21 protein-coding genes are annotated in these 22,559 nt (G+C 59.1%); 8 read left to right on the top strand and 13 right to left on the bottom strand.

Going from position 1 to position 22,559, the window contains the following annotated elements; genetic code table 11:
• Positions 1-12 precede the first annotated feature (12 nt).
• Positions 13-849, top strand: a complete 837-nt coding sequence (locus G9X67_RS03495) for a bis-aminopropyl spermidine synthase family protein (protein ID WP_171598081.1) — start codon at positions 13-15, stop codon at positions 847-849.
• Positions 842-1,426, top strand: coding sequence for a hypothetical protein (locus G9X67_RS03490; RefSeq protein WP_171598080.1), 585 nt, complete (start codon positions 842-844; stop codon positions 1,424-1,426). Before G9X67_RS03495 ends, G9X67_RS03490 begins: the two co-directional genes overlap by 8 nt.
• Here the strand turns inward: G9X67_RS03490 and G9X67_RS34700 are convergent.
• From G9X67_RS34700 to G9X67_RS03440, 11 genes are all read right to left on the bottom strand, one after another.
• Complete coding sequence (locus G9X67_RS34700; protein ID WP_210258765.1) at positions 1,409-2,062, bottom strand: hypothetical protein; 654 nt, start codon at positions 2,060-2,062, stop codon at positions 1,409-1,411. The two genes, G9X67_RS03490 and G9X67_RS34700, sit on opposite strands and share 18 nt — an antisense overlap.
• Positions 2,063-2,069: 7 nt before the next feature.
• Positions 2,070-3,065, bottom strand: coding sequence for an ImmA/IrrE family metallo-endopeptidase (locus G9X67_RS03485; RefSeq protein ID WP_171598079.1), 996 nt, complete (start codon positions 3,063-3,065; stop codon positions 2,070-2,072).
• A 44-nt stretch (positions 3,066-3,109) separates the two neighbouring features.
• Positions 3,110-3,871: a hypothetical protein gene (locus tag G9X67_RS03480; RefSeq protein ID WP_171598078.1), complete on the bottom strand. Its 762-nt coding sequence runs from the start codon at positions 3,869-3,871 to the stop codon at positions 3,110-3,112.
• A 434-nt stretch (positions 3,872-4,305) separates the two neighbouring features.
• The gene (locus G9X67_RS03475) at positions 4,306-5,118 is read right to left on the bottom strand and encodes an ABC transporter ATP-binding protein (protein ID WP_171598077.1); all 813 of its coding nucleotides are present in this window, start codon (positions 5,116-5,118) and stop codon (positions 4,306-4,308) included.
• On the bottom strand, positions 5,115-6,104 hold the full coding sequence (locus G9X67_RS03470) for an ABC transporter ATP-binding protein (RefSeq protein ID WP_171598076.1): 990 nt from the start codon (positions 6,102-6,104) through the stop codon (positions 5,115-5,117). Before G9X67_RS03470 ends, G9X67_RS03475 begins: the two co-directional genes overlap by 4 nt.
• Position 6,105: 1 nt before the next feature.
• Positions 6,106-6,963: an ABC transporter permease gene (locus G9X67_RS03465; protein ID WP_171598075.1), complete on the bottom strand. Its 858-nt coding sequence runs from the start codon at positions 6,961-6,963 to the stop codon at positions 6,106-6,108.
• Positions 6,964-6,966: 3 nt separating this feature from the next.
• On the bottom strand, positions 6,967-7,971 hold the full coding sequence (locus G9X67_RS03460; RefSeq protein WP_003548897.1) for an ABC transporter permease: 1,005 nt from the start codon (positions 7,969-7,971) through the stop codon (positions 6,967-6,969).
• Between the two features lie 112 nt (positions 7,972-8,083).
• On the bottom strand, positions 8,084-9,988 hold the full coding sequence (locus G9X67_RS03455) for an ABC transporter substrate-binding protein (RefSeq protein ID WP_171598074.1): 1,905 nt from the start codon (positions 9,986-9,988) through the stop codon (positions 8,084-8,086).
• A gap of 190 nt (positions 9,989-10,178) precedes the next feature.
• Complete coding sequence (locus G9X67_RS03450; protein ID WP_171598073.1) at positions 10,179-11,687, bottom strand: alpha-N-arabinofuranosidase; 1,509 nt, start codon at positions 11,685-11,687, stop codon at positions 10,179-10,181.
• A gap of 210 nt (positions 11,688-11,897) precedes the next feature.
• Positions 11,898-12,824 (bottom strand): ArsR family transcriptional regulator, encoded by a 927-nt coding sequence (locus G9X67_RS03445; protein WP_171598072.1) that lies wholly within the window; start codon positions 12,822-12,824, stop codon positions 11,898-11,900.
• A 102-nt stretch (positions 12,825-12,926) separates the two neighbouring features.
• Positions 12,927-14,216 (bottom strand): cytochrome-c peroxidase, encoded by a 1,290-nt coding sequence (locus G9X67_RS03440; RefSeq protein WP_171598071.1) that lies wholly within the window; start codon positions 14,214-14,216, stop codon positions 12,927-12,929.
• Between the two features lie 198 nt (positions 14,217-14,414).
• On the opposite strand from G9X67_RS03440, the gene G9X67_RS03435 reads away from it, so the two are divergent.
• Entirely contained in the window at positions 14,415-15,959 is a 1,545-nt protein-coding gene (locus G9X67_RS03435) for an acid phosphatase (RefSeq protein WP_171598070.1), read from the top strand.
• A 55-nt stretch (positions 15,960-16,014) separates the two neighbouring features.
• Here G9X67_RS03435 and G9X67_RS03430 read toward each other — a convergent pair whose 3' ends face one another.
• A complete protein-coding gene (locus G9X67_RS03430; RefSeq protein ID WP_171598069.1) occupies positions 16,015-16,773 on the bottom strand; it encodes an IclR family transcriptional regulator C-terminal domain-containing protein in 759 nt (252 codons plus the stop codon).
• Positions 16,774-16,930: 157 nt separating this feature from the next.
• Here G9X67_RS03430 and G9X67_RS03425 point away from each other — a divergent pair, with 157 nt between their 5' ends.
• The 4 genes from G9X67_RS03425 to G9X67_RS03410 all read left to right on the top strand — a co-directional run bounded on the left by G9X67_RS03425 (position 16,931) and on the right by G9X67_RS03410 (position 20,112).
• Positions 16,931-17,638 (top strand): 3-oxoacid CoA-transferase subunit A, encoded by a 708-nt coding sequence (locus tag G9X67_RS03425; protein WP_130705548.1) that lies wholly within the window; start codon positions 16,931-16,933, stop codon positions 17,636-17,638.
• The gene (locus tag G9X67_RS03420) at positions 17,635-18,339 is read left to right on the top strand and encodes a 3-oxoacid CoA-transferase subunit B (RefSeq protein ID WP_130788450.1); all 705 of its coding nucleotides are present in this window, start codon (positions 17,635-17,637) and stop codon (positions 18,337-18,339) included. The genes G9X67_RS03425 and G9X67_RS03420 overlap by 4 nt, the downstream gene beginning before the upstream one ends.
• A gap of 8 nt (positions 18,340-18,347) precedes the next feature.
• Entirely contained in the window at positions 18,348-19,553 is a 1,206-nt protein-coding gene (gene pcaF, locus G9X67_RS03415; RefSeq protein ID WP_171598068.1) for a 3-oxoadipyl-CoA thiolase, read from the top strand.
• Positions 19,554-19,629: 76 nt separating this feature from the next.
• Positions 19,630-20,112, top strand: coding sequence for a GNAT family N-acetyltransferase (locus G9X67_RS03410; RefSeq protein WP_171598067.1), 483 nt, complete (start codon positions 19,630-19,632; stop codon positions 20,110-20,112).
• Here G9X67_RS03410 and G9X67_RS03405 read toward each other — a convergent pair whose 3' ends face one another.
• Positions 20,113-21,021: a LysR family transcriptional regulator gene (locus G9X67_RS03405; protein ID WP_138389719.1), complete on the bottom strand. Its 909-nt coding sequence runs from the start codon at positions 21,019-21,021 to the stop codon at positions 20,113-20,115.
• 244 nt (positions 21,022-21,265) lie between these two features.
• Here G9X67_RS03405 and G9X67_RS03400 point away from each other — a divergent pair, with 244 nt between their 5' ends.
• Positions 21,266-22,558 (top strand): sugar ABC transporter substrate-binding protein, encoded by a 1,293-nt coding sequence (locus G9X67_RS03400; RefSeq protein WP_171598066.1) that lies wholly within the window; start codon positions 21,266-21,268, stop codon positions 22,556-22,558.
• The last annotated feature ends 1 nt before the right edge of the window (position 22,559 follow it).

Here is a 22,559-nt window from a genome sequence, read left to right as displayed (position 1 = left end):
GGGGAGGATGCTATGCGGGAGCAAGTTGACCTTCACCGAGCCATTAATGCCGTGTCCGATGTGGTTCAAAATCGCCCTCGGCCACTTAGAGATTTTGATCAGATCCATATGAAGACGGGTGACATGGTCGTCCAAAGCGAGCTTGTGGCCGACTGGGCGGACAAAAAGAGGTTGGCATTCATCGGAGATGGCGATGCGATTAGCGTCTGCGTTGCTTATCTGATGGCGCGAGATGTTCTGTCCTTTGGACCATCTAAGATAACGGTATTTGATTTTGACGAGCGAACTGTGAACGCTGTCAAACGGTTTGCCGACAGGGAACGGCTCGAGCATCTTGATGCGGAGCTCTATAATTGCTTGGACGCATTTCCAGATCGAAGCAAGTACGACCTATTTTATACGAATCCTCCTTGGGGAGCCTCCAACAACGGCGAGAGCGTAAACGTCTTCGTGGAGCGCGGCATAGAGGCCATCCGATATGAAGGCGAGGGTATGATCGTCATCGCCGATGACGATGAGCTCGATTGGCCGAAACAGGTTCTCGCCAATGTTCAGGCCTTCTCTTTAGACCACGGCTTCTACGTCTCGCGAATGCAGCGCAAACTCCACGAGTATCACCTTGATGATGCCCCCGAACTTCGCTCCTGCAATCTATTTGTGAGTTCTCTTCCGAAGAACAGCGAAAGACGCAAGCCAAGCGTAGCGACCGTATCTGAACGCCTCGAGAATTTCTACGGAAAGCTACAGGCTCCGAAGGTCAAGTTTGTTCGAGAGCTGAAGAGACCCGACTACGGAAAAGCTTCGGACGACGAATACGAGCTGGAACTCTTGGAGAAGCACGATGGCTAATTTCATTACGCCGGGAAGTGGCATTCTGTTTATGAAGGTCGGTACGCATGCCCAGGAAACGCTTGCGGATATCATCAAGCGGAAGTCTAAGGAAATCAAAGATACAGGGTATGGCCTGTGGGGATACGGCGGTAATACCTGCCATCCGGCTTCAATGGTCCAGCCGTTTGCGAAGGCGTTGCAGGATGCTGGTAAGCCAATCCATCTCTGTATGGAATCTATGGTTTCCAACCACTTTGCCGAGCCGTTATGTGCGGCTGAATATTCAGTGGACGGAATTAAGTGGGAAACGATACCGGAATCGATCGAGGTCCGCGGATCTCGCTATGCTTTGGTCATCGATGAAATCCTAGAAGACAGTTTCAAGTTGCCGCTGAACAAGACCCGAGTTCCGGTTGGGCCAAGCGCGGGGCGACTCGGGAGCCGTTACATTAAAGGTCGAGTGGACAAAGCGTGTCTTGAGGTTCTTGTCCAACCGGAGCTTGGAAACATCAACGAGCCGGCTCTCGAACGTCAAATCAGCCTCGTGGCTGAGCTTAAAGCACCTTACGCCGTCTTTTTAAGAAACTACCGATGAGAGGTCGGTACCCCGAATGAGGATCGTAGGCGCGGACCTTTGGAGGGAAACAACATAACTCGTGAGACCTTCTTCGATCGAGACGTCAGAAGTGGGTCTTGATCGACTATAGCATGCGAAAGAGATCGATAAAGAACGGTCAACAGCCGGTTCGTTGCAGATGCGCTTTCGAAGCGTGTCGGCGCCTATTCTTTGGAAAAGGGTGAATATCACCTGCTCAAGGCAAGCGACACGCTCTGTCGGAAGGGGGTGGCCGATGGATTCGAGAGCAACGATCGCTCGTTTGTCACCCGTCAGCAACAAGGGCGACATTCGATATATAAGAATAGCAAAGAGCTGACTTTCGCCGCCGTCAAGCTCCACATTTGAGCTCAGCGCGCGTTGTTCGAGCTCTGCAGCGAATTCAATCTCTTCAGACGTAGGTTCGATCCAATCAACGGCTGCCGAAAGCACACTCCATTCACGCCGAAGGTTGTCAACGTCCCGTATGCCCCGCCCTTTCTGGACGCGGCGATCAATCGCATATCGGGCGACGCGAAGCATAGTGAGGGAATGATCTCTGGCCGACCCAAGATCTACGAGATCCCGGGCACTGGCATACGCGCAGAGCTTCAAAGCAATGTCGTTGTCTACCAAGATCAGTTCATGCATCGCGTCCAAGCATTACATTTTCGAGGAAAGTTGCGGAATCGTCGCTAAGTTCAGCCCATTCAATCTGCGAATTTGCGATGCCGTTTACTTCCTGCCACACAGGCTTTCCAGCAGTGTAAATATGCCGCATTGCGGCCATCGCGGCGGGCCATTTTTGCGATCGATGTGCAAGGCATAACGCAAGGGTTCCCGGTTCGATGCCGTGTCTTGGGCCAGCATCCAGCACGGCCTTCGCGAGGGCGCTTGGCCCAAAATTATCGACATTCGTCGTGATCTCCGGATTCGGCGTTCCAGTCAGAAGAGAGATTGCGAATGCATCGGCTTCAACCTCCTGGGGGTCGCCCGGAGCGTCGTATTCGCCTTCCTTAAGGTCCACTATGGCTGAGGTCCCTTCCAAATGACCCAGCATGATGTGTCCGAGCTCATGCGCCAAAGTGAAAGCGATAGGAGCGGGATACTGGGAATCGCGGCCAAGCAAAACCGCAAATCGTCCCTGATCCTCGATGACCATTGCATGCATGAGCTTCCGGTCGAGTGGAAAAACGCGCAAATGAATGACTGGGATGCCTACGCTCCAGCAAATCGTGATGAGCGACAAAAGATCAACAAAAGGGGCGGCGTCCGATAGAATTATCCTACGAAGGTCTTCGGCGGCGACAGCGGGAAATGTTACCGGCGGCGTCGCCTTGAGCAATATCTTTCCGATTGAGACTCCAAACGATGTAATAGCGTCCTGCCGAACATCGTCTCTGGCCGAGAGATGTTTGAAGCGCGCACGGTCGCGCCAGACAAATTCAACGCGCTCACCTAGTAGGGGTTTAGGATTGAGCCCCAGTTTTCTGGCAAGTGTAAATCGGAGCTCGGCGCGACTTGATGGACTTGCTTCAAGGTCATCAGACCACCACGCTGGCCACGCAGCATCGATAGCCCCCTCACTCAAGCCGGATCTCCTTAATTGCTGGCGGAGCTTTTGGGTTTCGGTCGTCATGAGAGTTCTGTTGATTATCCCTCTATAGCCTTCAAACAACGCATCTAGAAGAGCCCGAGCTGACGCTCCGTATCGGCTCGGGTTGAGGTTTTCTCGCGAAGATCCGAGACGAATCCAATCCAGTCCGAGGGATTAATAACGTCCGCCGAATTATAAAGTGCAATTTGCGATTCCGACAGGGGCAGCGGATCAGTTAAACGTACCCAATAGCTGCCGGTGAGTCTGGCCTGGAGATTGATTTCGTATTGAGCAATAGCGGTTTCAATCGACGCATCGCGGGTGAGAAGTGCCGTGACTTGCGATGCACCAATCTGGCCCCCATTCGGTCCAGCGTTGCGATAAGTGTAATGATGGAACGGATAACCATACCTGAGTTCCAACTTGCAATCTGACTGACACATCAATGCGAAGTGTCTGGTTTTCCGACGGCCATTTTCACTATTTCCCCGGCTTGTGATTAAGGCAAAAGGCGGCAACGCTTTTTCCGTCCCACAAAGATCTATGTAACATCGCCAAATGACCAAGCTCGACGGAGCGGAGTCCGCCAACTTGGGTTTGGTCTTCATTATAGAAAAATAAACAGGAATTTCGCATCGAAGGCGTGCCAACGAGGAAATTGCAGTCGAGGGGGCATTCCCTACCCCCCAAAAAAACATGCCGTCGCCAGCTTGTCGTTCGTTTTCTTTCCGCTTGAGGATCTTTGTTAATTCTTGCCCAGCCTCGCTCTGCATACGAGACCAACACACGAACTCAGGGATAGACATCCTCCGCATTTGGTTCTCGGCGGTTTGTTGGGCGATGGTCATCTCATAGTCCCTGATTGGATTTTGAACTTGCACGAGGCCCATGCCGGCTCAACCGTTATTCGCAGTGGCTGCATTAGAGTAGTGGACAACAGCACGCTGAGTTGTGGATGAGTCGATTGTGCCTAGACAATCGGAAAATAGAACATATAGTGAACATGTTCAAGGACGAAAGGGATAATCAGATTTGTGAAACAGGAATAGATGTCGCTGAAGCCTACATTCTCGTAGACAGCAGCAGAGATGAGAAACGCGCGTTTTCCGTTTGCGGTGCAGCGGCGGACAGAGATGCTCTTCGATCTAGCGTAACAACGAAAGACGGTTTCCATTGCGATTTTCGAGAAGGATATCGTAAACCCAATTAATCTCTTCGAGCTATGTCGCGAACTTTGGCAGTTTGGTGGCTGTCGTTAGCTGACTTGAGCGAATGAGCCCACTCACACCACCGCGCTAAAGTCCGCGGCCAGCACCGCATCCTTCAGCGCCCGCGAATACTCATGCTGCGGATCATCCAACACGGCCCGCGCCTGTCCGCGCTCGACGATCTCGCCTTTGCGCATGATGATGATGTTGTCGCTGATGTAATAGGCGGTGGCGAGGTCGTGGGTGATGTAGACGATGGAAAGACCGAGCTCGTTTTTCAGGCGGCCGAAGAGATTGACGATCGCCATGCGCAGCGATGCGTCGACCATCGATACCGGTTCGTCGGCGACCAGCAGACGGGGTTGCGGGATCAGCGCCCGGGCAATGGCAACGCGCTGAAGCTGGCCGCCTGACAATTCGTGGGGGAACCGGCCTTTCACTTCTTCAAGGGTCAGGCCGACATGGACGAGGGCGGCATCCGCCATCTTCTCCGCCTGGTCTCGGTCCGGCCGGTTTCCCGAGAACGAAAAATTGCGGGCGGTCTCGAAGAGATAACGGTCGACCCGTTTCAGCGGATTGAAGGCTTCGAAGGGGTTCTGCAGAACCGGCTGGACCTCCTTCATGAAAGCCTTGCGTTCGGATCGGCTATGGATAGCGACGGTCCTGCCGCTGAATTGAAGCTCGCCTTCCGTCGGTTCAGTCTGGCCGAGGATCATCGCCGCGATCGTCGATTTTCCCGAGCCGGATTCTCCGACGATCGAGAGGATCTCCGGCTCCGCTCCCAGTTCGAAGCTGACGTCCTTGACCGCCGTGATCAGCCGCCGGCCGAGCATGCCGCCCTGCCGGTAGACTTTCGTGACATGCGAGAGGCTAAGAAGAGCGCTCAAACCTGATCTCCCGTAACGGCAAAACACGCCACGCGCCGCTGCGGCTCGACGGTGACGAGCGGCGGAACCTTCTGCGAGCAGATCTCCATGCGCTTCGGACAGCGCGGGTGAAACCGGCAGCCTTCCGGCGGCATGGCGAGGTTCGGCGGACGCCCCTCCAGCGAAGGGCGGGCCGTCGCGTCGCCGATGCGCGGCAGGCTGCCGACGAGGTGCTGCGTATAGGGGTGGAGCGGTTTGTTGAAGAGTTTGGCGGTCGGCGCTTCCTCGACAAGACGCCCGGCATAGACAATGCCGATGCGGTCGGAGACCGTCGCGTGAACCCCCATATCATGGGTGACGAACAGGAAGGACGAGCCCATCTCGCGCTGGATTTCGCGGATCATCGACAGCACGTCGCGCTGAACGATCACGTCGAGCGCGGTCGTCGGTTCGTCGGCGATGATGAATTCCGGCGTCAGGATGGTGGCCAGCGCAATGGTCATGCGCTGGCGCATGCCGCCGGAGAGTTCGTGGGGATAGGCGTCGAGCAGATGCGGATCCAGCTTCAGCCGCTGCAGATGGGTGGCGACCCTTTGGAAAAACTCGGCCTTGCCGACCTTCATGTGGCGAAAGGCGAAATCGGTGAAGGAATGACGGATCCGGCGCACCGGATTGAGCACATTCATCGAGCCCTGCATGATATAGGACAGATGCCGCCAGCGCAGCGCCAGGCGCTCTTCCGGCTTCATCGCATAGATATCCTGGGTGCCGCCGTCGAAATGGAATGTCACCTTCCCGGACACGACCCTCAGCGGCGGCCGGATCGCGCCGGCGATGGTCTTGATCAAGGTCGTCTTGCCGCTGCTCGATTCACCGGCGACGCCATAAACCTCACCGCGGGCAATCGTCAGGCTGATATCGTCGACGGCGCGCACCTCGCGATCGACGCCATAGAGGAAGGCACGGTAATAGGCTTTCAGATTCTGAATTTCGACCAAAGGATCCATACTAACTTCCCATCCGGTTCAGCCGGCTGCGCGGATCATTGTATTCGTTCATCGACATGGACAGCAGGAAGAGCGCCAGGAAGAGGACGACGATGACGGCGACAGGGGCGGCCACCCACCACCATATGCCTGATATCAGCGCCGAATGCGCATTGGCCCAGTAGATCATCATGCCCATGGTCGGCGTCTCGATATCGGTGAAGCCGAGCACCGAGAGGGTGATCTCCATACCGATCGACCAGATCATGTTGTTCATCGTGGTGGCAAAGACGATCGGCAGGACATAGGGCAGGTGCTCCTCGACGAGGATCTTGCGCATGCTCATGCCGGAATAGACGCTCTGGGTGGTGAAGGATCTCGTCTTCAGGCTGATCGCCACCGACCGAATGAGGCGTGCATCATAAGACCAGCCGAGCGCAGCCATGATGACGATCAGCGCCGTCCAGGTCATGCTGTCCTTCAGCACGAAGTAGAAAAGGATCAGCAGCGGAAATTGCGGGATGACCATGACGCTGTCGTTGATGGCCATCAACACCCGGTCGACCGCGCCGCCGGCATAACCGGCGACGAGGCCGACGACCAGCGAGATGATGCGTGAAATGAAGGCGACGCCGATGCCGAAGAACAGGGTGTTGCGAAGCGCGGTCGTCAGCTGCCAGAAAACGTCCTGGCCGCGCGACGTCGTGCCGAGCCAATAGTCGCCATCCGGCGGCATGTCAGGCGGCAGCAGATAGATGTCGGTCGCGCCGTAGGGCGAGAAATAGGACACCACTATCAGTGCGACGATGACGGTAAAGAGCAGCAGGCCGCAGAGGAATTCCATATTCTGGCGCGCGAGGTCGCGGACGATCGTAAACATACTCTATTCCACCTTGATGCGCGGGTCGATCAGCGGGCTCAGAATGTCGATGATGAAGACGGCGGCGGCGACGCCGACAATCGACAATGCGCTGAGGCCGAGCACCAGGCTGTAGTCGCCCGCATGCACCGCTTCGATCAGCAGGTTGCCGATGCCCGGATAGCCGAAGACGATTTCGGTGATGACCGTGCCGTTGAAGATCGCGCCGAGCGACATGGCAAGCCCGGTGAACTGCGGCACCATGGCATTGCGGGCGATGTAGGAGCGCAGGATCTTTCGCTTCGGAACGCCGCCAAGCTCGGCGAAGACGACGTAATCCTCGGTGATGATGTTGGAAACGAGCGCGCGCATCCCGATCAGCCAGCTGCCGGCGCCGACCATGATTAGCGACAGGGCCGGCAGGATCGAGTGTTTCAGGATATCGAGGACCAGGGCAAAGGAGAGGTCGAGATTGGCGTTCATCTCGTAGCCGCCATTGATCGGCAGCACCGGCCAGAGATAGCCGAAGACAATCAGAAGCACGAAGGCCAGGATGTAATAGGGAATGGGAAGCAGGGCGATGAAGACGAGGCTGACGGCCTTCAGCACCATGTCCTTGCGGTAATAGCCGGCGAGTGCGCCGATCGCATTGCCGAGCACGAAGGTGATCAGGGTCGACACCGTCATCAGACCGATGGTCCAGGGCAGGGACCGCAGGATGATGGTCGAAACAGGTGTGGGAAAAGCCGAGAGCGAGGGACCGAGATCACCGGTCGCAAGCCGCAGCCAGAAATGCAGGTATTGCTGCCAGATCGAGCCCTCCATGCCGTAAAGCTCGCGAAGCGACTGGCGCATCAGCTCGATCGCATTCGGATCGGACTGACCCATCTGGGTGATGGCGCCTATGCTTTCTTCGACCGGATCGATCGGGGTCAGGTGGGTGACGAAGAATGTGATGGTCACGCCGAGAAATACAACGAGCAGAAACTGACCGAACCGCTTCAGCACAAAGATCAGATAGGACGTCATAGGGCGGTGGTTCCTCTCTGGTTCCCTTCATCAAGTGGAAAGGATCGACGGACATGCCACATGCCCGTCGATAGGGGGCCGGCGCGCAACACCCGCGCCGGCGTTGGGAGGATTATTTCGGTTGTGCCGGCTTCAGCTTGACCATCATCAGCCTGGAGTTGGCCCAATTCGGTACCGGATCGGTATAGGGATCTGATATCGTCGGATAACCGGTCCAATAGGTCGTATCCATCGAGGTGAAGACGTTATACGACATCAGCGGGATCGTCGGCATTTCGCGGGCAACCAGCTTCAGATAATCCTTGCCGAGCTCGACGCCCTTGGGATCGTCGGCGCTGATGCCGCGGATGCTTTCGATGATCTTGTCGAGCTCCGGATTGCTCCAGCGCTGCCAGTTGCGCGGCGGCTGATTATCACCCTTCTTGGCCACGAACTGCGAATGCCAGCTGTCGAGGAAGAACGACAGGTCGGGATCGCCGCCCCAGGTTTCGACGCTCCAGGCGATCGCCACCTGGAAATCGCCGGGCTGTAGCGCCGTCTGCCACAGTTTCGCGGCCGGCACGGCTTTGGCGTCGATACCGAATGCGGCCCATTGCTGTGCAATCAGCGTCCCGGCACGGGTGAAGACCGAGCGTGTGTCGCCCTCGACCGTCATCCGGATCTTGAAGGGCTGTCCATCAGGGGTCAGCCATTTGCCTCCGGATTTCTTGAAGCCTGCCTTTTCCAGCAGTTCGCCGGCAGCCTTCGGATCCGGTTTCCACCAGCCATAGCCAAAGGCACCGCTGATTGCCTCCGGGTCGGTCGGGATCTGGTCCTTGAACTTCGGCTGCTTGCGCAGGATATCGGCGATCTGTTGCCCGACCGTCGGGTCATAAGGCTTGATCTTGCTCTTGCCGGTATCGATCTCGAAATTCTTCAGCCAATCCTGCATCGGCGCCTGATAGTCCTTCATCGTGGCCGCCGTCGGCGGCACGCCGAGCGCCGAAAGCGTCGCCGCCCCGCGATAGCTCGCCATATCAACCGCCTTGATGTCGATCAGCAGGGCAAGCGCCCAGCGTACATCGGCGTTGTCGAAGGGCGGATTCTGGGTGTTGAAGATCACGGCCGGAAGCGTCGGGTCCGGATGGGCGAAGGGAAAGCCCGGGAACCAGGTCTCGATCGTCTTGGATTTTTCCTTCAGCGTGAACATGCCCTCGGGCGTGTTGTCGTGGATGATATCGAGATTATGCTCGAGCTGAGCGATGGTGCGTTTATCCGGCGGGCCGGGATCGGCATAGGTGACATATTTCGGAGCCGGCTCGCCGAAGCGGGCAAGCGATGTCCGCTGCCAGTCGTCGCGCTTCTCCCAGGTATACCACTTGCCCTGGGGATCGAAGGACTTGAGCTTGTAGGCGCCGAGCGAGACGGGATTGGCGAAATCATAACGAAGCGGATCTTCGACTTTCTCGAAGACATGCTTGGGCATGATCCAGGCGCCGTTCCAGCGAACGGTGAAGATGGCGTGGAAGCGCGAATTGGGCTTCTTCAGCTTGAACACGACCGTCGAGGGGTCGGTCGCCTCGACGCTTGCCACCTGCACCGAGAAGGCAGCACTCCAGATCATGCCGGGGTGATCCATCTGCGTCTTGACGGTATAGACCACGTCGTCTGCCGTGAACTCCACGCCGTCGCTCCAGAAGAGCCCCTTGCGAAGTTTCACGGTCATCTCGGTAAAGTCAGCATTATATTGCGGCTTGTCGGCAGCCAGCGAATTGTCCCAGGTCGCGCCGCCAAGTCCTTGTTCGGGGTCGATATACCAGAGCGTATCCATGGTCAGCTGCTGCAGGCCGGTCGATACGCCGCCGCCGCCATTGACCCAGATGTTGAACCAGCCGGGATTTTTGATCGTCCCTTCCGGATTTTCGACGATGAGCGTCTCCTTGCGCGGCAAGGAGGTGTAGTCATCGGCCTTGGCCGTCGCTGTCAGGCCGAGTGCGGCCAGCGCGACGCCAAATGCGAGCCTCTTCCACTGTTGCATGAACTCCTCCCTAGAAAGCGACGATACGGCGGCCGCAAGGGCACGCATGGGCACGTCGCGGTTGTCGGTTCGCAGAAGCGTCAGGACTTGAACAGTCAGGTCCCGAGCTTCGGTGAACCATCCCTCCGGTTCCCTGCCTCCTCGCAGCGAGCCGAATATCTTCAGCCGGGGGCTTACCCGGCGACGGCTGTCACACCGACAGCCGGATGACGTTGTAGGAGAACGGTTTCAGCGCGGCCCGCAGCCGTCCCTCCTCGATCTTTCCACTTTCGACATTGATGGGGGCGACGGTCTTCGGCCGTGCAGCCGTGTTGACGGCTTCCAGCTCACCGTGGGTCATCTCCACCTGCTCGATCACCCGGGCATTTCCGAAGCCTTCCAGCCGCACATCGAGATCGAGCGCCGTGCTCGGATGGCGGTTGACGGCAAAGAAGGTCAGGGTCTTGCCGTCCTCGGAATGCACGGCCGACACGTCGAGATAGGGGACGTCATTCTCCTCGTCGCTGTCATAGGTCGGGCCATCGACGACCAGCTGCAGCGCCGTTCCACGGCCATATCTGGAGGCATAATAGAACGGGTAATAGATGGTCTGGCGCCAGGCCGCACCACCGTCCTCGGTCATGATCGGGGCAATGACGTTGACGAGCTGCGCGATGCAGGCGATACGCACGCGGTCGGAACGGCGGATGAAGGTGTTGAGGATGCCGCCGACCTGCAGCACGTCCTCGAAATTATAGATGTCTTCCAGGAGATGCGGCGCATCCGGCCATTCGTCGCGCGCCAGGATCTCCTTGTCCTGCTGGTTGGAATGATACCAGACATTCCATTCGTCGAAGGAAATGCCGATCGTCTTCTTCGAGCGCTTTTTCGCCTTGATGTAGTCGATCACGCCGCCGATCGTGGTGATGTAGCGGTCGAGCTTCGTCGCGCGGGCGAGATAGTTGAGCGTGTTTTTCTCGCGGTTGGCAAAATACATATGCAGCGAGATATGGTCGGCGCTGTCATAGCACTGTTCGAGAACCTGAGCCTCCCACTCGGGATAGGTCTTCATGTCGGAATTGGACGAGCCGCAGACCACAAGTTCGAGCGACTTGTCGAAGCCGCGCATGGCCTTCGCCGTCTCATCCGCCAGCCGGCCATATTCATAGGCCGACTTGTGGCCGACCTGCCAGGGACCATCCATCTCGTTGCCGAGGCACCACAATTTGACATCGTGCGGATTGGACCAGCCGTGCTTGCGGCGCAGATCCGACCAGTAGGTGCCGCCCGGATGATTGCAATATTCGAGGAAATTGCGGGCGGCATCCAGGCCGCGTGATCCGAGATTGACGGCAAGCATCGGCTTGGTATTCGCCTTCTTGCACCAGTCGACGAATTCATTGACGCCGATCTGGTTGGCTTCGCGGGTGCGCCAGGCAAGGTCGAGGCGAACTGGGCGTTCCTCACGGGGGCCGACGCCGTCTTCCCAATTATAGGCCGAGACGAAGTTGCCGCCGGGATAGCGGCAGTATGGCGTGTCAAGATCACGGACCAGATCAAGCACATCCTGCCGGAATCCGTCCTCATCGGCGGTCGGGTGTCCGGGCTCATAAATGCCCCCGTAGATCGCCCTGCCGAGATGCTCGAGAAATGAACTGTAGAGCCTGGAATCAATGGTCGCGATGCGGAAATCGCGGTGAACCACAACGTTCGTCTTCAACGGATCCTCCCGTTTATATATCAGAAATTTTGTTTTCTTGCCTCTAACTTGATATCAGGAATGTTGTTCTGTCAACCAAGTTGCGACTTTAATCATACTAATATGGATTTCAGAAAAAATTATTGTTTTCCAGTTGCTTGGGCGACTTTCTCGGCGGTCGAAACTGGAAAGAATCGCGATATTTAAATCAAGATTTCCGATTTCGAATTTTCAGACGTGCAGCCGCATGATGATATCGCGTCCGTGATTTCCGAAGCCGCGGCCGAATATGTTGACGCCGCCGGTATGGCCGGCATTCTCCGCGATGCCGACCCGGAGCCGGATGGAGGAGTGCTGCGTAAGTGCGAGATCGCTGAGCGTGACATTCGAGGCGGCGACACCGTCGATGAAGGTTCCGCGCGTGGAGATGCGCCAGGTCTTCATCATACCATATTGCGAGCCCTCAAGCTTCCACCATGCCGGCGTGAAGGCGCCGCGCTTGTCGCCATAATCGCCGGGCGACGTCCAGGTGCCGATCGCCATTCCATTGACCCAGAGGGTTATATCAGAGGGCCAGTCCGGATTGGTGCCCGGCACCTCGGACGACAGCTCCAGCGAAAACTCTATGGCGCGGATATCCTTGTTCAACACCTTGGCGTTGTTGGGGAATTTATATTCCACATAGCCCCTGCCGAACCAGACGAGCCCGGCCTGCATGCGCTGCGGATCGAGGAAATAGTCGGGAACATCAAGGGGGCCGATGACGCTCTCAGTGGAGCAAAGACCGCATGGCGCATGCACGTCACAGCTGGTGTAGAGCCCGACCGGCATCTCGACTTCGATAATATTGTTGGCCCTTTGGGCCGCACTTTCCTCAAAGCTGATCAGAATTTCGCTGTAGATCGCCGAGCAGATCTTCTGGTTTCCCTTGCGGGCCTTCGTCAGCTGGGAATCGACAAGCCGGGCGTCTTCCAAAATCTGGATCCCGGTGGCGACGGTCGATTGAGGCAGCGAAAGAGCACGCGCGATATCGTTGATATTCATCGGCCCTTTGGCGCAGAGCAGCTTGAGCATCTCGAGCCGCGCCGGCGCCGAAAGCGCGCGTATCGCATCATTATTCTCGCCGGCGGCAATCGTCAAAAACGAACGTTCCATCATTCCCCCAGTATTTCCGATGGAATGATGTATATCGGAAATTATGATACATCAAGTGGGAATGCTTCGACGGTTTGATTGTTATTGTTGAGAAAGACGTCATTCCTAATGCCCGGTCGCCTCAGGCTGCAGATCGGCATCGGTCAGGGTTCCGAGGAAAGCGACGATGTCGTCGATCTCGGGATCGGTGAGGGCGGGCGCGTCGCCCGGCTTCCTGCCGAAAGGCGGATCCTGGTTGAGATTGTCCCAATAGGCCTGCGGCAGGTCGTCATATTTGCGAACCGCGCCGTCTGAATTTTTCGGATACCAACGGCCGGGATCACTGTCGCGCGTCGCGTAGAAGGAGACGACGTCGCGCAGCGAGTGGAAATAGCCATTGTGGAAGAAGCTCTGCTTCAGCGCGACATTGCGCAGCGTCGGGGTGCGGAACAGGCCGCAATAGTCGCTGCGTCCGGCAAAGTCGGTGCGTTGCGGGCCGCAAAGACCGAGATCGTGATATCCAGGGTCGTTGTTGGCCGGGATCGCCATGTTGCGGGGTGCGGCGAGCCCGAGAAAGCCGAAATCGGAAAATTGCGGCGGCTCGCCGTCTTTGGCGGGTTCGCTTAAGTGACAGCTCGAACAATTGCCTTTGGCGGGATCCTCGAACAGTTGTCGTCCGTGCAGCTCCTGCGCCGTCAGCGTTGCCTTGCCGGCGAGAAAGGTGTCGTAGCGGCTGGAATAGGGATAGAAATCCGGGCCACTTTGTTCGAAGGTGGCGAGCGCTTCGGCGACGGCATCGAAGGCATCTTGCGGATTGTCGAACACCGTCTCGCCGAATGCTGCCTTGATGTCGTCGGCATAGGCGGCCTTCTGCAGCTTCGCCACCACCTCGGCCGCATCCCTGTTGCCCATCTCGAAAGGCGAGAGCAGCGGGATTTTTGCCTGATCGGCGCCGTGATCGACCCGGCCGTCCCAGGTCAGGCCGCCCGTCGGGCCATTGTCGACACTTTCGTCGCCCTCGTCCTCGGAATCGTAATAGTGCTCGGTGAAAGCAGGTACCGATTGCAGATATCGCAGCGTCGGAACGGCGCGCAGGCCCGGCTGGTCCCGATGTTTGCCGCCCATTTCCACCGGCATGGCCGACGCCGGGCCGAAGGCGTGAGCCGGATCATGGCAGGACGCGCAGGCCTGAAGTCCCGAGGCTGACAGCGAGGTATCTGAGAATATCTTGCGGCCGAGCGCGGTGAGCGTTTCGGCCCGGGCGAAGGCTTCCGTGCGCGACATCGGTCCTGGATGTACGCCGGAGGCGGTCGCCGCGCTGCTTTGCCGCAGGGGAAGAATGGCAAGACAGAGCGCTACGGCACCCATGCTCACCGCCACGCCGGACCGCACAAGCCAGATGGTCTTGATTGTCATGATAAGGATTCCAATAGCTTAAGACTGGTTTCCTCCATGATCGAACCTCGTTGCAACAAATTGATGACGGCTATTCCCTGCGGCATCACGGCAACCCCTGATGTCACAAAGTTGATAGACGGCCGGAATAGCGTCCAAACGCCCCCCGAGCGTTCTTCGCTCCCTCTAGCCAACGCCCCCTAGCCATGAGGTACCCCCGTGAAAAGACTGAAACTCCTCCATTCGATCTGTCTCGCCGGATCGGCCATCGCGCCGCTTGCGGTGTCGACGGCAGCCCATGCGGCGCCGGCCGGTTACGACAAGATCGACAATGTCGTCGTCATCTATGCCGAGAATCGCAGCTTCGATAATCTCTACGGCAGCTTTCCCGGCGCCGACGGGCTCTCGAACGCGACCGCCGATCGCGCACGCCAGCTCGACCGCGACGGCCAACCGCTCGCCGAACTGCCGCCGGCCTGGGGCGGCCTCACCGCCAAGGGTGTCTCGCCTGCCGTCACCGAGGTGCAGTCGGCCCATCTCGCCAACGCCTCCTTCGCGATCGACGATCCGAAGGGTTTCGCAGAGGCGCCTTCGGTCATCACCCGCGACCTCTGGCATCGCTTCTACCAGGAGCAGATGCAGATCGACGGCGGCAAGAACGACAAGTTCGTCGCCTGGGCCGATTCCGGCAGCCTGGTCATGGGCCATTACGACGGCTCCATCCTGCCGATGTGGCAGGTCGCCAAGAAATACGTCATTGCCGACAATTTCTTCCAGGGTGCCTTCGGCGGTTCGTTCCTCAACCATTTCGCACTGGTCTGCGCCTGCACGCCTTATTATCCGGATGCCGACAAGAGCCCGGCCAAGCCGACTATCGCCAAGGTCGATGCGGACGGCACCTCGTTGACCGTGGCGGAGAACGCCCCGAAGTCGGCGCTGGAGGGCGTACCGAAATTCGTTTCCGACGGCACGCTGACGCCTGACTTCTACGCCGTCAACACCATGCAGCCGCCCTACCAGCCGAGCGCCAATCCGCCGGCCAAGGACGGCGATCCGGCCTATGCCGATCCCGCGGCCGCGACGACGCTGCCGCCGCAGCATGAAATCACCATCGGCGACCTCATGTCGCTGAAGGGCGTCAGCTGGGCTTGGTATAGCGGCGCCTGGCAGGCAGCCCTTGACGGCAAGAATGCCACGCCGGTGCCGAACTTCCAGTTCCATCACCAGCCGTTCAACTATTTCGCCAATTTCGCGCCCGGCACGCCAGCGCGCGCGGAGCATCTGAAAGACGGCGGCCTTGGCGGCGAAGCCTTCCTCAGGGATATCGATGACGGCAAGCTGCCGGCGGTTTCCTTCTACAAGCCGCAGGGCAACCTCAACGAACATGGCGGCTATGCCGATGTTGCGAGCGGCGACCAGCATCTTGCCGATATCGTGTCCCACCTCGAGAAGAGCCCGCAATGGGGCCATATGCTCGTGATCGTCACCTATGACGAGAATGGCGGCTTCTGGGATCACGTCGCGCCGCCGAAGGCCGATCGCTGGGGTCCGGGCAACCGTATTCCGGCCTTCATCATCTCGCCCTTTGCCAAGGGCGGCATGGTCGATCATACCCAGTACGACACGACGTCGATCATCCGCTTCATCACCGCGCGCTACGATCTGCCGGTGCTGCCCGGCGTCATCGCCCGCGACAAGGCACTGCGCAACAACGACCGGCCGCCAATGGGTGACTTGACGGCCGCGCTCGACCTGAGGCATTGACCGATTACGAGCGGCCCCGGCGCTGACCGGGGCCGCTCTGCAACAAAGTCTATCGTCATCGGCGCAGCAGCGGCCGCAACGCGGCCTGTGTTTCCTTCAGCAGCGGCAGATAGCGTTCCTTCATCTCCGCGGCCGGGACGAGGGCGGCCGGCGCGCCGATATTGATCGCCGCGACCGTTTCGCCGCGGTCGTTGTCGATGGGCACGGCAATCGAGCAGAGGCCGATCTCCAGCTCCTGATCGATGATGGCGTAGCCCTCGGTGCGGACGCGGCGGAATTCGGCGATCAGCTCGTCTGGATCGGTCTTCGTATTCGCTGTGTTTTGCTTCAACTCGCTGCGGGCAAGGATGGCGCGGGCCTCGCTCTCGGCAAGGGCCGCAAGCAGCACGCGGCCCATCGAGGCGCAATAGGCGGGCAGGCGGCTGCCGGGGGTGAGATTGATCGACATGACGCGGCGCTGCGAGGCGCGGGCGATATAGACGATGTCGGTGCCGTCGAGCACCGAAGCCGAAGCGCTCTGGCCGGCCTTTTCCGAAAGGTGATCGAGATGCGGCTGCAGCAGCGCCGGCAGCGGCGTCGCCGCGAGATAGGCATGGCCAAGGCGCAGGATCTTCGGCGTCAGCGTGAAGAACTTGCCGTCATAATCGGCATAACCAAGCTCGGCGAGCGTCAGCAGCGAGCGGCGCACGGTGGCGCGGTCGAGCTCCGTCAGTTTTGAAGCCTCCGCGATCGACAGGCGCTGGCGTGTTTCGCCGAAGGCCTCGATGACTTTCAGGCCACGGGCGAAGCCGCTGACGAAATCTGTTTCGCGCATGGGTCCGGTTCTCCGATCGATTCATCCACTTTGTGCGATATATGAACAAATGTCAAATAACGCACAAAATTGTTGCCGTCCGGCCCGCTGCGCTTTATCCCTGACGCTCAAAGGACGGGAACCAGTTCCCGATCGCATAGCCAAGGAGAGGTCCCGCATGGACAAGACAGTCGGGAGCACGGCGGAAGCCGTCTCTGAGATCGGTGATGGCGCGACCGTCATGATCGGTGGTTTTGGTGGCTCGGGCGCGCCGATCGAGCTTATTCATGCCTTGATCGACAAGGGCTCCAAAAACCTCACCGTCATCAACAACAATGCCGGCAACGGGCGCATCGGCATCGCTGCGATGATCGATGCGGGCATGGTGCGGAAGATGATCTGCTCTTTCCCGCGTTCGTCGGATCCGCGCGCCTTCACCGATAAATATCTGGCCGGCGAAATCGAGCTCGAGCTCGTGCCGCAGGGAACGCTGGCCGAGCGCATCCGCGCCGGCGGGGCCGGCATCCCGGCTTTCTATACGCCGACGGCCTACGGCACCGAACTTGCCAACGGCAAGGTCATCGCCGAATTCGATGGCCGCCATTACGTACAGGAGCGCTGGCTGAAGGCCGACTTCGCGATCGTGAAGGCTGAGATCGGCGACATCCAGGGCAATCTCACCTACAACAAGGCCGGCCGCAACTTCAATCCGCTGATGTGCATGGCGGCGGCGAAGACCATCGTCCAGGTCTCATCCATCGTGCCGGCCGGCGGCATCGATCCCGAGCAGGTGGTGACACCAGGCATCTTCGTCGACCGCGTCGTCACTGTTCCCAATCCCCAGCAGGAAGAAGAGCTCATTCGAGCCGGAGTGGCCTACGTATGACCATCGACACCCGCCCCATCAACACCCGGGAAGACATCAAGCTTTCCAATGCGCAGATCGCCTGGCGCGCCGCGCAGGACATCGCCGACGGCGCCTATGTCAACCTCGGCATCGGCTTTCCCGAAATGGTCGCCCGTTATCAGCCGCCCGGTCGCCAGGCGATCTTCCACACCGAAAATGGCATCCTGAACTTTGGCGAGCCGCCGGCGGCAGGCGAAGAGGACTGGGATCTGATCAACGCCGGTAAGAAGGCGGTGACGCTGAAGCCGGGTGCTGCCTTCTTCCATCACGCCGACAGCTTCGCCATGGTGCGCGGCGGCCATCTCGACGTCGCGATCCTCGGCGCCTATCAGGTCGCCCAGAGCGGCGACCTTGCCAACTGGCGGGTGGGCAGCAAGGGCGTGCCGGCCGTCGGCGGCGCCATGGACCTGGTGCACGGCGCCAAGCAGGTCTGCGTCATTACCGAGCACGTCACCAAGACAGGCGAGCCGAAGCTGGTGGAGGCATGCACCTTCCCGCTGACCGGCGTCGCCTGCATCACCCGCGTCTATACGAGCCATGCCGTCATCGACATCGTCAAGGGACGCTTCGTCCTGCGCGAGAAGCTGGCCGCGATGTCGCAAGAGGAATTGCAGGCCATGACCGGTGCGCCGCTGCATGTCGACGGGCCGGTTGCCGACCTCGTCGTCCCCAAACTCTGAGGAAAACCATGACCGAAGCCTTTATCTGCGACTATATCAGAACGCCGATCGGCCGCTTCGCCGGCTCGCTGTCCCAGGTGCGGGCCGACGACCTCGGCGCGATCCCGCTGAAGGCGCTGATGGAACGAAATGCCGCCGTCGATTGGGAAGCCGTCGACGATGTGATCTTCGGCTGCGCCAACCAGGCGGGCGAGGATAACCGCAATGTCGCGCGCATGTCGGCCCTGCTGGCCGGCCTACCGATCGCGGTACCCGGCACGACGATCAACCGGCTCTGCGGCTCCGGCATGGATGCGGTGATCACGGCGGCGCGCGCTATCCGCTCCGGCGAGGCCGAGCTGATGATCGCCGGCGGCGTCGAGAGCATGTCGCGCGCGCCCTTCGTCATGCCGAAGGCCGAGGCGGCCTTTTCACGCGCGGCCGAAATCCACGACACGACGATCGGCTGGCGCTTCGTCAACCCGCTGATGAAAAAGCAATACGGCGTCGATTCCATGCCGGAGACCGGCGAGAATGTCGCCGAGGACTATCATGTCAGCCGCGAAGACCAGGATGCCTTCGCGGTGCGAAGCCAGGCGAAGGCGGCAGCGGCCCAGGCAAACGGACGGCTGGCGAAGGAGATCACCCCGGTGACCATCCCGCAGCGCAAGGGCGATCCTGTTGTCGTCGACAAGGACGAGCATCCGCGCGCGACGACGATCGAAACGCTGGCGAAACTCGCCACACCTTTTAAAAAGGAAGGCGGCACGGTGACGGCAGGCAATGCCTCCGGTGTCAATGACGGGGCTGCCGCACTGATCGTCGCTTCCGAAGCGGCGGCGCGAAAATACGGCCTGACGCCGATCGCCCGCATCCTCGGCGGCGCGGCTGCCGCGGTTCCGCCAAGGGTGATGGGTGTCGGGCCGATCCCGGCCTCACGCAAGCTGATGGCACGGCTCGGCATGACCGCGGACCAGTTCGACGTGATCGAACTCAACGAGGCCTTTGCCAGCCAGGGGCTGGCGGTGCTGCGCGCGCTCGGGATTGCCGATGACGACGCACGCGTGAACCGCAATGGCGGCGCGATCGCGCTTGGCCATCCGCTCGGCATGTCGGGCGCACGCATCACCGGCACGGCGGCACTGGAGCTTCTGGAGACCGGCGGGAAATATTCGCTGTCGACCATGTGCATCGGCGTCGGGCAGGGGATTGCGATAGCGCTTGAAAGGGTTTGAGGCCGGGACGCTTCCGGCTTTTGCCGGAGGCTGCTGACCCGTTGCGCGGCGCGCCCGGTTTCGCTAGAGATCGGGCATGCTGATCCGACCCGCAGACAAGAACGATCGAAGCGCGATCTGGAGGATCATCGGTCCGACGATCCGCGCCGGCGAAACCTATGCGCTCGATCGTGATCTCTCCGAAGCCGATGCGCTCGCCTACTGGATGGGACCGGACCGCGAGACCTTCGTCGCCGAAGAGGATGGCGTGATCCTCGGCACCTATTACATCAAGGCTAATCAGGCAGGCGGCGGCCGGCATGTCTGCAATTGCGGCTACATGACCGATGCCGCCGCGAGCGGCCGTGGCGTCGCCCGGCTGATGCATGAGCATTCCCTGGAGCATGCCCGCTTGCGGGGCTTCCGGGCGATGCAGTTCAATTTCGTCGTCAGCAGCAATGAACGCGCGGTTTTTCTGTGGCAATCTCTCGGCTTCGATATCGTCGGCCGGCTTCCTGGTGTCTTCCTTCATCCGACGCAGGGTTATGTCGACGCATTGGTTATGTTTCGCACGCTTTGATCACGCAGTTTCAATGAGCGAGAATTCAGGCAACGCCAACAACGGCATCGAACCACGCACCAGACGCAGGAAATCGCGGACCGGGGATTTTTCGAGTGCGCGCGGAAAATAGATTGCGCCCGATTCCTGTACCCGGCCGTGGTCCTGGAACATCACGGGTCTGATCCCGAATCCATCGAATAATTTCACAAAGCCGCTGGAGGCGGCCATCACCAGCGGCGAACCCTGCATGATCAACAGAGCCTGCAGCATGGAGTCCACACGTACGGCAAAATCTCGGGTCTGACGCTCGAGCTGACCAGGCCCTTCATCATCTCCGTAACCGGGACTGATCCAGCGCTGACGCAGAAGATCATCGAGGGTGACAGTTGCCGCTTTGGCCAGGTGGTGATCCTTGTCGCAGTAGATGTAGGTCGCCTGTCTTGCCAGGGTTTCGAACTCGACCTGCATGACGGCTTCATATTTGTAGGAGAGCGTTCCGAAGACGAGATCGTAGACGCCGTGCCGCATTCCCTCGAAACGCGTGCCGTCATCGGCTATCTCGACGTGGACGACGACACCCGGATGCGTCCGGCTGAAGGCTTTTATGATCCCCGGCAATATCACGAGCCCCCAAAGATCGCCGGTGGCCACCCGAATAACGGCCTTGGCGCGACCCTGAAGGTGTTCGATCTCTTCTTTCGCTTCATCGAGCGCCGGCAATATCCGCACTGCCCGGCTATAAAGGGCTGAACCGTAAACACTCAATTCGACGCCGGCTCCGGTCCTGTTGAACAGCGGAACGCCGTAGCTGTCTTCGAGTTGCCGGATCGCCCGGGAAAGCGCCGGCTGCGAAATATTCAGCTTCTTGGCGGCACGCGAGATCGATCGCTGGTTTGCCACTTCGACGAATTGGCGTAGCTCCCGCATCTATCTCTCTCCCTATGCGAATTATGCATAACATATAGCATGTTTGCATTTGACCTCAGCGCCATCTGCGCCACATTGTACACAACAATAGTAGACTAATTCGAGCGTGCCAAGTGCTGCGAAAGCCCCAATGGAAGGGAATTTCGTGCTCATGGGCACGTTCTCGACGGACGCTCTACACAGAAGAATAAGCCTTCGACAAGGAAATCGGGGCGCGGGATGGGGATAGAAGGAGGAGGAACCGATGTTTAAAAATAGCATAGGCCGACAGCTGATTTTCGCCGCGACGACGGCGGCGTCGATGATCTTTGCGATCGCTCCATCGGCCGCACAGGACAAGGTCCAACTGACGTTTCGTCAATTCGATCCCCCAACCGAAATTCAAGGCCTGATTGCCGCCGTCGATGCCTGGAATTCCAGTCATCCCGATGTCCAGGTTAAATTGGAGACGATGTCGGGCGGCGACACGCTTGCCCAGTTGGCGCGCGAAATTCCCGCCGGTGCGGGACCGGATGTTCAGCAGCTGGCTTTCGTGTGGACGCGTGATCTGGCGCGATCGAAGCTGCTTCTCGATCTCAGTCCTCTCATCCAATCGAATGCGCCTGGAGCTGGCACCGACGATTTTCTGGCTCTCGACCTCGCCACCCTCGACGATAAGATCTTCGGCCTGCCATGGACGGCAGATACATTCTCGATGGCCTATCGCCCTGATCTCCTGCAGGCAGCCGGTATCTCAAACTTTCCAGACAGCTGGGATGATCTTGCTGCAACTGCCAAGAAATTGACCACCGAAGGTGGCGGAACTGAACAATACGGTTTCTGCTTCCCCGCAGGCAGCGCACCCGACAGCGGCATGTGGACGCTTGTGAATTATTACCTCTGGAGCAATGGCTCGACCCTGGTCACGGAGGAAAGCCCGGGGAAATGGAAAGTGTCCGTGACGCCCCAGCAACTGGCGGCGGCAATGAACTATTTCAATCAGTTTTTCGTGGATGGAACAGCACCCGAAAACCTCATCACCGTGAATGCGTGGGGCGATCCCGAGCTGATCGGCGGGCTCGGCCGAGGCGATTGCGCGATCACGTTCTTTCCGCCGCAAACCTTCAGGGCCGCCCAGAAACAATCGGACAAGCCCCTGCTGACCGCACCTATTCCGAAAGGGACGGAGAAGCGCATCTCCCATCTTGGCGGACGTGCGCTGGGCATCAATCCCAACACCAAGCATCAGAAGGAGGCCTGGGAGTTCGTCAAATACCTCGTCGGCCCCGAGACCTTCAAAACCTACAACCAATATCCCTCGCAGAAGTCGCTGCTTTCACAGCTCCAGTTTCCTCCGGCCGAGCAGGGCTATGTGACGATGCTGCCATTGGCGCAGACCTTCGAGCGGTACATCTCTTCCCCGATCAAGGTGTCGAGCATGACAGCCCTTATCAATCGCGAGTTCGGCGCCGTATTCTCCGGGCAGCGCAATCCTGATGAGGCTGCGGATGTCATCATCAAGGAACTCAACGACTTGCTCGCCCGCGGCAAGGGCTGAC

It is taken from the genome of Rhizobium sp. WYCCWR 11152 (assembly GCF_013087615.1).
In the GTDB taxonomy this organism is placed as follows: Bacteria; Pseudomonadota; Alphaproteobacteria; order Rhizobiales; family Rhizobiaceae; genus Rhizobium; species Rhizobium indicum.
The sequence above is the reverse complement of the archived record's forward strand: the minus strand, read 5'-3'. Positions and strand labels throughout refer to the sequence as shown.